10 protein-coding genes and 1 pseudogene are annotated in these 11,302 nt (G+C 34.9%); all 11 read left to right on the top strand.

Features of this window, described 5'->3' with window-relative positions:
- Positions 1-357: 357 nt before the first annotated feature.
- Positions 358-1,017 (top strand): hypothetical protein, encoded by a 660-nt coding sequence (locus AEA09_RS10710; protein WP_053583825.1) that lies wholly within the window; start codon positions 358-360, stop codon positions 1,015-1,017.
- A gap of 624 nt (positions 1,018-1,641) precedes the next feature.
- Positions 1,642-2,223: a TetR/AcrR family transcriptional regulator gene (locus tag AEA09_RS10705; protein ID WP_053583824.1), complete on the top strand. Its 582-nt coding sequence runs from the start codon at positions 1,642-1,644 to the stop codon at positions 2,221-2,223.
- A gap of 84 nt (positions 2,224-2,307) precedes the next feature.
- Positions 2,308-3,156: an alpha/beta fold hydrolase gene (locus AEA09_RS10700; RefSeq protein ID WP_053583823.1), complete on the top strand. Its 849-nt coding sequence runs from the start codon at positions 2,308-2,310 to the stop codon at positions 3,154-3,156.
- Positions 3,157-3,187: 31 nt separating this feature from the next.
- Complete coding sequence (locus AEA09_RS10695) at positions 3,188-4,258, top strand: alkene reductase (RefSeq protein ID WP_053584688.1); 1,071 nt, start codon at positions 3,188-3,190, stop codon at positions 4,256-4,258.
- 162 nt (positions 4,259-4,420) lie between these two features.
- Complete coding sequence (locus tag AEA09_RS10690) at positions 4,421-5,452, top strand: NADP-dependent oxidoreductase (protein ID WP_053583822.1); 1,032 nt, start codon at positions 4,421-4,423, stop codon at positions 5,450-5,452.
- A 364-nt stretch (positions 5,453-5,816) separates the two neighbouring features.
- Complete coding sequence (locus AEA09_RS10685) at positions 5,817-6,644, top strand: MBL fold metallo-hydrolase (RefSeq protein WP_053583821.1); 828 nt, start codon at positions 5,817-5,819, stop codon at positions 6,642-6,644.
- A gap of 193 nt (positions 6,645-6,837) precedes the next feature.
- A protein-coding gene (locus AEA09_RS19620) for an IS3 family transposase (RefSeq protein WP_156312143.1) occupies positions 6,838-8,411 on the top strand; the annotation gives its coding sequence in 2 pieces (ribosomal slippage) (positions 6,838-7,477 and positions 7,477-8,411; 1,575 coding nt in all).
- A gap of 580 nt (positions 8,412-8,991) precedes the next feature.
- Positions 8,992-9,525: a dihydrofolate reductase family protein gene (locus tag AEA09_RS10665; protein WP_053583818.1), complete on the top strand. Its 534-nt coding sequence runs from the start codon at positions 8,992-8,994 to the stop codon at positions 9,523-9,525.
- Positions 9,526-9,678: 153 nt separating this feature from the next.
- A complete protein-coding gene (locus tag AEA09_RS10660; protein ID WP_053583817.1) occupies positions 9,679-10,515 on the top strand; it encodes an SMI1/KNR4 family protein in 837 nt (278 codons plus the stop codon).
- 408 nt (positions 10,516-10,923) lie between these two features.
- Positions 10,924-11,133: pseudogene (locus tag AEA09_RS20320) on the top strand (IS1595 family transposase); the annotation flags it as partial.
- A complete protein-coding gene (locus AEA09_RS19960; protein ID WP_156312141.1) occupies positions 11,073-11,252 on the top strand; it encodes a hypothetical protein in 180 nt (59 codons plus the stop codon). The pseudogene AEA09_RS20320 and the gene AEA09_RS19960, both read left to right, overlap by 61 nt.
- Positions 11,253-11,302: the final 50 nt, after the last annotated feature.

The raw sequence follows: 11,302 nt of genomic DNA, 5'->3' as shown, positions 1-11,302 counted from the left end.
TACGAACGCCCCTGTTAACTTAACAAAATTACTTTTTTGTTTTTCTCCAAATCAAGGTTTCAATAAGAAGTACAATACCAACCGATGCCCCTATTTGTTCAATTTTTTCTACACCCTCAATAATTAATTTTAAATCTAAGGACTTTACTAATTTTGATATTAAAATAACTACATCTTTATTAATTGGGTCGGATACAAACAAACGATCTAATTTTCGCTGATATTCATTTTTATCATTTGACTATTTGGCTTATTGATACATAAAAGCAGTTGAAGAGAAATATCAATGTACAAAGTGTAGCTCTCTATAAGCAGAAACAGGCTTTCATTGGGTATATAGATATTGGAGGTGGTTAGATGGATTCGATAATTTTCGGTTTATTTGCGATAGCTTACGTAATTTTACTTTTTTGGGGCTTACGGACACATAGAAGATGGACTTTATCGAGTGTAATCTTTTTTGTAGTAGCAGCACTTATTTACGATAATGCTATTTATGCACTTGGCACTTTTATTGGAGAAGGAACTTTTCTTGAAACCTTAAACTTACTACGTTTTTGGTTCCACGCCCTCTTTACACCGACCCTCATATTATTCTCTATAACGTCTATGGGGGAGGCAAAAATTAAATGGGCCCAACAATCATGGGTTCTATTGATTGGCGTCCTATATACAATTTCCGCTATGATTATTGAATATACGACAGAATTGAACGGACTGGTTTTACAGGCTTCGGAAGAATACGGAGCATTAAGTTATTCCTCGGCCGAAGAAGCAAGCGGTCCTCCGATTATGATTCTTATGGTATTAATGGCCCTATTAATTGTTGGCATTATGCTATGGTGGAAGACAAAATGGCCATGGATGTTCATTGGTACAGTAATCATGACAATTGGCAGTGCTGTTTCATTTGATATTGGAAGTAATGCAATTACAAATGCTTTTGAGTTAATCTTATTATTTACGCTTGTATGGACGAAAAGGCAGCTTGACCTGAATAAATTATATGCGAATTAAATAGAATGCTGGTGTCCAAAGGCAAGAGTTTGAAGAAATAAGAAAAAGTATTGGTATCAAGTGCGGGCTTCCTCAGTCAGGATCCCATTGTAGCCTATTCTGCATACAAATAATGTATTGCCGGTCTGACAAAAAGTATAGCAGCTGAATAAACGTCCACAGAAACGCCTATGGTAAAAGTCTTTTTGAAAGAGATGAATCACCGTTAGTGTGTCATTTGAGCGTTTATATGGTGCGACGGTCTGTTGCTTATGGAAGGGGTATATCTTAGTCGAATAGCACTTGGGTTGATAAGAAAATGTTATAAGTTCGGCGAAAATGCGTAAGATTTTACCGTAACAGTTCGGCTGACGAAAGCCTAGCCTCGTAGGTGATGTAAATCATTATGCTTGAGTTGAAGGAATATGGTGAAGATGTGGAAAGATCCACAAAAAAACTGATACTGGCGAAAAAATTCAAAGGTCTACCTCTCTGTATGACAAGAGATAATTTGTATATTTCAAAAGATACTATCCAAAACTCAATACTTTACTAATCATTCTATATAGTGTAGTGTGCTTTGTAGAACGTTCGGTCTAAAAAGACTGTTAAAGATTTTTTATTCTTTAGGGAGAAGGAATTGAGATGGCTAGAAATAAAGAATTTGATGAAAAAGTAGTTCTAAAAAAAGCGATGGAACTTTTTTGGAAGCAAGGATATGAAAAAACATCGATGCAAGATTTGGTTAACCACATGGGGATCCATCGTAGAAGTATCTATGATACATTTGGTGACAAGCACTCGTTATTCCTAGCTTCTTTAAAATCTTATGAAGTGTTTGTTGCAGAAGAATTAACTAAAATTATAAGCAATTCTTCAACAGTGAAGATAGCTATTAGAAAGATTTTTGAGTATGTAGTCAATTTAGCTGAATTAGAAATCTATCCAGCAGGTTGTTTTGCAGTTAATACGGCTGTAGAGTTGTCTTTGTTAGATAAAGACATACAGCTTTTAACTACTAAAATGTTTAACGATACAGAAGAGATATTCAATAAACTTTTAAAAGAGGGGCAAAATAAAGGCGAATTTAAAAATGATTTTAATACTCAAGTTACTGCTCAATTTCTGCATAATAACCTTATTGGTTTAAGAGTATTAGTTAAAACCAATTATACAAAAAAGGAATTAGAAAGCATTATTGATTTAATTTTGAAAGTGTTAGAATAGCTTTCTTTTTTCTTTCTCCATTCTAGAATGTTCGTTCTAAAAAAGACTTTTTTATAAAAAATAAAAAATTTAAGGAGAATTTATATGACAACATTTACAATTCCAACAGAATCAACATTTATTGAGGCGAATGGAACACGTTTTGCATATAGAAAATTTGGTGCAGAATCAGGTACACCTGTCGTATTCCTTGTTCATTTTAGAGGGACGATGGAAAATTGGGATCCTAGCATGCTTGCTCCAATTGCAAAAGAAAGACCAGTGATCCTTTTTGATAATAAAGGAGTTGGAGAGACAAATGGTAGAACACCAGAAACGATAACAGAAATGGCACAAGACGCTGCTACTTTTATTAAAGCACTTGGTCTAAATCAAGTGGATCTTCTAGGTTTCTCAATTGGTGGGATGGTGGCTCAAGAATTAGCCTTACAAGAAGGACACCTCATTCGCCGTATTATTATAGCTGGTTCGTCTCCAGAAGCTGGAGTAAATCCAGATCCAGTAATATTTGAGAGAATGAATCGTCACGGAGGTAATGCAAACGATGCTTTAGATGATTTCATGTTCTTCTTCTACCGTTCAACTGAAACAAGTAAAGCTGCTGGAATGGAGTCTCTACAACGAATCATGAATCAGAAACAGGTTGAAAGCTCAGATCAAGTACAAGCAGCTCAACTAAAAGCCATTGCAAAATGGGCCCAACCGAAGACTGATCATAATTACGAGTGGTTGCAAAATATTCCTCATCCTGTACTTGTGACCAACGGGATTGAAGATATAATGGTACCAACAAAAAATAGTTATATTCTAGCTGAACATTTACCAAATGCTCAGTTGATTATTTATCCTGATTCTGGTCATGGTCACCTGTTTCAGTTCTCAGAATTATTTGCTGAAAATGTTAATTCATTTTTAGATACTACATCGCTATAAGTGTCATAACAAACAGAAGGGTGGATTAATGATGAGTAAGCTATTTGATGAAGTGCGTATTGGAAATATTAATTTAAAGAACCGTATAGGCATGGCACCTATGACAAGAAGTCGTGCCTTAAAAGATGGTACACCTAGTAATTTAGCAGTTGAGTATTACGGTCAACGTGCGTCTGTTGGCTTAATTATAAGTGAAGGTACTCAACCTTCTGATGATGGGCAAGGGTATACAAATACACCAGGCATTTATACGAAAGCTCACATTGAAGGGTGGAAAAAAGTAACATCTAAAGTTCATAGCGAAGGTGGTAAAATATTTATTCAACTGATGCATGTAGGGCGTGTATCACACCCAGATAACACACCACATCACCGTCAAGCCATTGCTCCTTCAGCCATTGCTCCTAATGTGGAAATTTTCACTGCACAAGGCATGAAGCAAATTCCTACTCCTAGAGAGTTAACAGAAGGAGAAATTAAAGATGTAATCAATGAATTTCGTTTGGCAGCACGAGCAGCCATTGAAGCAGGTGCCGATGGTGTCGAAATTCATGGGGCTAACGGTTACCTAATTCAGCAGTTCCTAAGCGAAAACTCTAATCATCGTCAAGATGCGTACGGTGGTTCAATAGCAAACCGATCTCGATTTGCTATTGAAGTAGCTAAAGCGGTTGTTGAAGAAATTGGGGCCGAACGTACGGGTATTCGTTTTTCACCTCAAGGTACACTAAACGGTATAGAAGAGGGAGAAACAAGTATTGATATGTACCATTATCTAATTGCGGAGTTAAATAAGCTCAAGCTCGCCTATCTTCACGTCATGCACTTTGGAAACGAACCATTACTACAAGAAATACGTAAGCTTTGGTCACAAGCACTTCTCGTTAACCGAGCAGAACGCCCTTTAGATAAATTAACAGTAGACTTGGATAATGAACTGGCTGACGTTGTAACTGTAGGAACTTGGTTGATCGCAAACCCGGATTTTGTGAAGCGCTTGAAAGTCAATGCGCAATTAAACGAACCTGACCGAAATACAATGTATACAGGTGGGGCGGAAGGATATACGGATTACCCGTTCTTGAATGAAGAACATGATTAAAAATCAGCCGTAATAATCAATTAAGTTTCCCCTAAACTAAAAAATGTTTAGGGGAAATTGTTCCTCCTTGAAGGATGAAAAAAGAAATCCGGAATCGTTAAAACTTAAGGAAATAAGAATTATGTAAACAGTAATTTCATTCAAGTAAAAAGGAGTTTTGTGATGAGAGCATTTGCAATAGAAGCATACAAGAAAGAGCCTACTTTTATTGAGCGACCAGTACCCAAAGTAGGTAATAATGAAGTATTAGTTAAAATACATGCAGCGAGTATTAACCCACTTGATACAAAAATACGAAAGGGCGAATTGAAACTACTGCTGCATTACGATATGCCATTGACATTAGGAAACGATTTTGCGGGAACGATTATTGAAGTGGGAAAAGATGTAACAAAATTCAGTGTAGGCGATGAAGTTTATGGTCGTCCCCGCTCTAACAAGATTGGCACATTTGCAGAGTACCTATCAGTTCATGAAGATGATATTGCGATAAAACCTAAAAATCTTAGCTTTGAAGAAGCTGCATCTATCCCTTTGGTTGGTTTAACTTCTTACCAGGCTCTTTACGACATCTTGAAGGTTAAAAATAATCAAAAAATCTTAATTCATGCTGGTTCTGGTGGTGTAGGAACTTTCGCTATACAACTTGCAAAAGAAATGGGAGCCTATGTTGCAACTACAGCTAGTGAGGGAAGCAATTTAGCAAAATCACTTGGTGCAGATGAAGTTATTAATTATAAAACAGAAAACTTTGAAGACATTATAAAGAATTATGATGCAGTAATTGATACTATTGGGGGATCAACATTAGAGAAGTCATTTCTGACAATAAAAAAAGGTGGGAAGATTGTTTCAATCTCTGGTACCCCAAATGGTCGTTTTGCAAAGGAAATGGGACTGGGACATTTTAAAAAAATGTTACTCTCATTAGCAAGTGCTAAGTTAACTAGTTTAGAAAAAAAGCACGATGTGGAATACACTTTTCTTTTCATGAAGCATAGCGGACAACAGTTACAAGTATTAACAGAACTTCTGGAATCAAGGAAGATTAAACCAACGATTGATAAAATCTTTACGTTTGAAGAAGCTACAAAAGCAATGAATTATGTAGAAACTGGAAAATCTAAAGGGAAAGTAATCTTAACTATCGTAGGTCAGCAGAATAATAGTAAGGAACTGATTACTCTGGCTTAAAGAAAGGCAATCTAATTATGTTTCTACTGTTCAAGAAAACTTGATGATGAGAAAAAAGACAATTAGTTATTTTTAATCAACTAATTGGAGCTTTAGTGCAACAAGATTTTATAGCGTATACATAAGGACCGACTTTTAACAAAAGTCGGTCCTTTTTGTGTGTGATTATGCTGCTTATAATCAGTATGTCCCCAAACCTCGCTTTGCGTGCATTTTCATTATTCAACAATCGGACCATTACCTTGAATAACGCTCGAAAACCAAATTGGATATTTATGTTAAAATATAAGAAGAGTTAGTGGTAATTTACTTAAACAAAAGAACAGAATACTCAGCAAGAAATCAAAGAAAGTAGGTGTTTTAGTTGAAAATTACGGCTCTCCTTGAAAATACTAAACAAAACAATAATTTAACTGCAAAACATGGATTATCTGTTTATATTGAAACTGAACAAATGAATATCATTTTTGATACGGGTCCTGATAAATCTTATATAAAAAATGCACAAACTATGGGGATAGATTTAAGTAAAGCACATACTATAATTATTTCTCATGGGCATTCTGATCATATTGGCGGTTTAAGCTATCTAAACCATATAAACAAACATGCAAAAATATATTTATCACAATATGCATTAGACCCTCATTGGCTTAAATTAGGAATGTACTATCATAATGTAGGAGCAAAAGATAGTATAAAAAAAGTTTATGGAAATCGATTATGTTTTGTACAAAAGGATATTGAAATAGCGAAGGGTATTCATATTATTGCTTTAAACCCGACAAATGAATATACAAAAAACCTTTATAAAGGCAGTAACAAAGAATTGGATAATTTTAATCATGAAATTATGTTAGTCATAGAAAGTGAAGAGGGTATTGTCTTATTCACTGGTTGTAGTCATCATGGAATTGTAAATATGGCTAAAATCGCTTTGGAGAAATTTCCGAATAAAAATATTGAAGCAATAGTAGGAGGATTTCATTTAATCGGAATACCTATTGTTAATACACTTGGTAAAACAAAAGAGGAAATTGATATTATTGGTAATGAGTTAAATGAAATGCCTATTCATTCAATGTACTCTTGTCATTGCACTGGTTCTAAAGGATACAAAATCCTAAAAAATATTTTAAAAGAGAAGTTGCAACCTTTTCCAACAGGAAAAAAAATAATATTAAATAAATAGAAAAAAATTAACGCTAATTATTGTGTGGATCATGTTTTTTTGATAATAGCTTATACACCTTACAGTTAAATAACGTTCCCAAATGAAAGTTTGGTGACACACTTAAAAGCCAAAAATGTTGTTAAATGATATGCTCCCCATTAGGTAGACAGATTAAAAAATAAAATCTGTTTATTAAATGGGGAGTTTTTTCATGCCTAAAAAATCATTTTCACCAGATGTAAAAATTTTAGCACTTCAATATTTAGAGGAAGGTCGTCATACTCTCGAAGAAATCTGCACAATGTTTTCAGTAAACATGACAACTCTACAAGTATGGCGTGCTCTGTATAAATATGGCGGGGTAGAAGCCTTAATTCGACCTAAGAAAAATAAGGTGTACTCAGAGGAATTAAAGCGGAGTGCTGTAGAAGATTATTTAACTAAGAACTACTCCATGTTCGAGATCCTCGCCAAATACGGGATAAGTAGTTTATCAGTTTTCAAAAAGTGGTTGAAAATCTATACTTGTCATAGTGAATTAAACGATTCGGGTAAAGGAATGAGCCAAACTATGACTAAAGGAAGAAAAACAACTGTAGATGAGCGTATTGAAATCGTAAAAGCTTGCCTAGCGAGTGACAAAAATTATCAGGAAACAGCAGCACAATATGAGGTATCTTACCAACAAGTTTACCTATGGGTACGTAAATTTGAACAAAATGGTGAAGAAGCACTTCAAGATCAACGTGGTCGAACAAAACCAGCTGAAGAACGAACACCAGAGGATGAATTACGTTTAAGAATTCAACAGATGGAACGTGAAAATGAACGATTACGTGCAGAAAATTTACTTTTAAAAAAGTTAGAGGAAATCGAAAGGAGGCGTCGTTAAGTAGAATTCGTATTCAAAACCGGTATATGGCGATTCAAGAACTAGCGAAGAATGAAAACTTATCAATCGTTTTATTATGTAAAATCGCCAAGGTATCCCGAGCAGCTTACTACAAATGGTTAAATCGTAAACCAGCTGCGCAGGAACTGGAAAACCAACAGCTAGTGGAGTCTATCCAACATTTATATCCACAAGTAGATGGCATATACGGCTATCGTCGCATTACGATGACCATTAATCGCAAACGCGAAACCAAAGGTTTAAAGAAAGTGAATAAGAAACGAATTTATCGCCTGATGCAAATTTGCGGCTTGGAGGCGGTTATTCGACGACGCCGGAAAAAGTACCCTAAAGTAAAGCCGGATTATGTGGCTGAAAATGTATTAGCGCGTGAATTTACTGCAGAAAAACCGAATCAAAAGTGGTGTACAGACGTCACAGAGTTTAAGTATGGCAAAGGGAAAAAGGCTTATTTAAGTGCGATTATTGATCTCTATGATAAGTCCATTGTGAGTTACGTATTGGGGCATTCGAATAATAATGACCTAGTTTTTAAGACGGTAAGACCCGCTATACGAACATTAAACGAGAATGAATTCCCTCTTTTACATAGCGATCGTGGTTACCAATATACATCGAAAGAATTCAAGCAAATCATGGATAAAGCAGAAATGATTCACAGTATGTCTAGAGTAGGACGTTGCATCGATAACGGTCCTATTGAAGCATTTTGGGGAACCTTAAAAGTAGAGAAGTATTATTTATATAAGTTCGAGTCGTTTGAAGCATTAAAGCACGCCATCGATACGTACATCAAGTTCTATAACAACGAACGTTACCAAGAAAAATTAAACGGCTTAAGCCCTCTAGAATACAGGGTTCAAGCCGCTTAAAGTATTTTTATTATTTCCGCTGTCTACTTGACAGGGAGCAGTTCAAAATCAACATTTTGTGGCTTTTTGTATGAACATTAATTATACGGTGTTTTATACACCTTTTTTTTAAGTTAGTCATATCAGAGGTTTGCGGGCATTTAGAATAAGGTTGCACTATCAACTTTAATGTATAAAATTGTGCATATTATTAACATTTTAAATCTACTTTTTTCTGACGAGACCCAAGATGGAAAGGAGAAACGATGAAAAAAACTTTTAATAAGTTAGATAAGATACAAATTGTTATTGCTAGCGTCGCATTACTACTAGCCATACTTGGGTTTGCTTATGATAATTTAACAGAAGTCGCATTCATTTTAATATTTATAAGTTTACTAGTAAATGAAGTACGAGATTTAAGAAAAGACAAGAAATCCATTTTTTTATATTTGAAAATAGTGATGAGGATACTAATAATTTTCCTTTTAATCTATATGTTATTGTACTAACGGTTACAGCAGTTTAGTTGAAGCGTGGGAAAATCACTGCTACAATAAATAAGAACGTACATTCCGTTGTTGTCTATAAGGAGGATATTATGAGTAAAAAACGAAATTTGGTATTGTATATTGCCGCGAGTTTAGATGGGTATATAGCTGCGGAAGATGAGTCTTTAGAATGGCTATTTAATGTTGAAGGTGAAGGTGATAACGGATATTCAGAGTTTTATGAAACAGTAGATACAGTAATAATGGGTAAAAAAACGTATGATTGGATAATAAGACACGAAACAGGGGAATTCCCATATAAAAATAAAGAATGTTATGTTTTTACAAGATCTTCAATTGAAAATACGGAAGATGTCCAATTTATTAATGATGATGTAGTTAGTGTTACTAATAAATTGAAGAATCAAGAAGGAAGAAATATTTGGATTGTTGGTGGAGGAGAATTGTTACATCATTTTGTAAAAGAAAAATTAGTTGATGAAATTATTTTAACAGTTGCCCCAACTATAATTGGAAAAGGAATTCCGTTATTTAAAAAAGGAGATCATCAACTAGACCTTACATTGAAAGGAACTAGGACCTTCAACCAATTTGTGGAACTACATTATAGTGTTAAAAATTAAAAATATATTATTCAACGAACGGGGCGATTGTTCAATTAGAGCAGTCGCTTCTTGTGCGAATGACGCAAGTTAGTTCAATAATAATATTCGGTTAGATGTTTAAATAAGTCCAAAGATAATGGTTGTGACTAGAAAGCGTGAGGAAACGTGTTCTTGGAAAAAAAGATTGGTGAGATGGATTTGTACTGGCAAGAGCTTGAAGAAGATTACTATGATTGTGGTGAAATTAACGAAGAAGCAATCATTGCATTAGAAAACGAACTACAATTGGAATTACCTGCTTTGTACAGTGAGCTGCTGCTTCAAAAAAACGGATTTTCATTAAAATATACATATTGTCCGACAGATGTACCAAATAGTTGGGCAAATAATTTTGTGTCTATTAATGGGCTGTATGGTGTTGGAGAAGGCCCAGGCTTACGCGATAATTTTTATTTACGTAAAGAGTGGGGCATTCGAAGTAAAAAATTAGTCATCATTGCGGGAGAGGCACCGATTTTCATATGTCTTGATTACCGAAAAAGAAAGCAACCAATTGTCACATTTATTGATGCAGAGATGGATCAGCAATTTACATTGACAAAAAGCTTTGATTTATTTTTGAATAGCTTGGAGCCTTTTATTGAAGAAGTTGAGTTAGAGGAGCAACCTTTCGGACTAGCGCAACAGGAAGAGTTGATAAAAGAAATCGATGTGACGATTGAGAAAGGTTCACCTGCACAAATCAATCGCTTGTTGGACAAGGTGCTAGGTACGACGAACGAATGTATTCGTCATCTACTAGAGAAAATGCGCCGTCATGAGAAACCGAAAGTGCATTTCTATTTAATGATGGTGCTAACGTGCTGTTCAAGTGGTGAAAATGAAGGAATGCTTGAGGATGACTATTTACTAGAAGTATTGCACGAGCTAATGGATAGTAAAAATCGAGATGTACGAGATCTAGTAGCATATTGCTTCGAGGAAATGAAAAAACGGGGCATAGAATAAAAGCGAAAAGAGGTAGCCCTAGTGAAAAAGCAAAAATATATAGAAGAAATTATTAGTTTGATGGATGAATATGATAGTTTAACGAGACTCTTTGATCTAAGGAAGTAATTTTTCCATTCTATTATCTTTTTTGATATAGGTCTAGTTTCATTGCCTTAAAAAAGGCTAGTTGATCTGCTTTCTTTAATTCTCCGGCTGTTTCGTACACATATCGCTACATTATTGAACCCATCCTGAAACTGCTTTTTATTCAACCATAATCAGTGTTTTCAAGAGAGCCATAATCTATATGAAAACAGCCTTTTTTATTGTTTACTTAATTAGTTTCAAAAGAAAAGAAAGCATTTAACAGCTACAAATCATTAAGACAATGAAAAGTTGATTTGAATAGCTGTGTTTCGTCTAATCTTGTTATGCACGGATACAGCTACCAACTATAAAAATTTGCAGCAACAAATATCTTAAACACGAAACAATTAATCTTGATCAAAATCAAAGAGTAAAAATGGGATATTCCACATACAACACGTTAATAACTTTCATCGCGGTTTGAAAGGATGGATGGAACGATTTCAAGGCGTTGGTACGTATTATTTGGATGGCTACCTCTACTGTTACTTCAAGCGTACCGACAACAACTTTCTACGTTGGAGCGTGAGATTGATCAATTGATGGCACAACTCGAAGAATATGAATTAATCCAGTCACTTCCCGGTGTAGGTCGTATCGCAAGATAGAAGGCATAGCACTGTGGTAGAATTGTTGCCGTCGTTGTTTTACAACCTAT

The organism is Lysinibacillus contaminans (assembly GCF_001278945.1).
Classification (GTDB): Bacteria; Bacillota; Bacilli; order Bacillales_A; family Planococcaceae; genus Lysinibacillus; species Lysinibacillus contaminans.
Note: the sequence above shows the minus strand (reverse complement) of the source record. Positions and strands in the feature narration are given on the sequence as shown.

Bases quoted from the DNA above. Each gene is read 5' to 3' on its own strand.
- AEA09_RS10705 (WP_053583824.1), top strand. From the start codon at position 1,642: ATGGCTAGAAATAAAGAATTTGATGAAAAAGTAGTTCTAAAAAAAGCG.
- AEA09_RS10700 (WP_053583823.1), top strand. From the start codon at position 2,308: ATGACAACATTTACAATTCCAACAGAATCAACATTTATTGAGGCGAAT.
- AEA09_RS10665 (WP_053583818.1), top strand. From the start codon at position 8,992: ATGAGTAAAAAACGAAATTTGGTATTGTATATTGCCGCGAGTTTAGAT.
- AEA09_RS10690 (WP_053583822.1), top strand. From the start codon at position 4,421: ATGAGAGCATTTGCAATAGAAGCATACAAGAAAGAGCCTACTTTTATT.
- AEA09_RS19960 (WP_156312141.1), top strand. From the start codon at position 11,073: ATGGATGGAACGATTTCAAGGCGTTGGTACGTATTATTTGGATGGCTA.
- AEA09_RS10695 (WP_053584688.1), top strand. From the start codon at position 3,188: ATGAGTAAGCTATTTGATGAAGTGCGTATTGGAAATATTAATTTAAAG.
- AEA09_RS10710 (WP_053583825.1), top strand. From the start codon at position 358: ATGGATTCGATAATTTTCGGTTTATTTGCGATAGCTTACGTAATTTTA.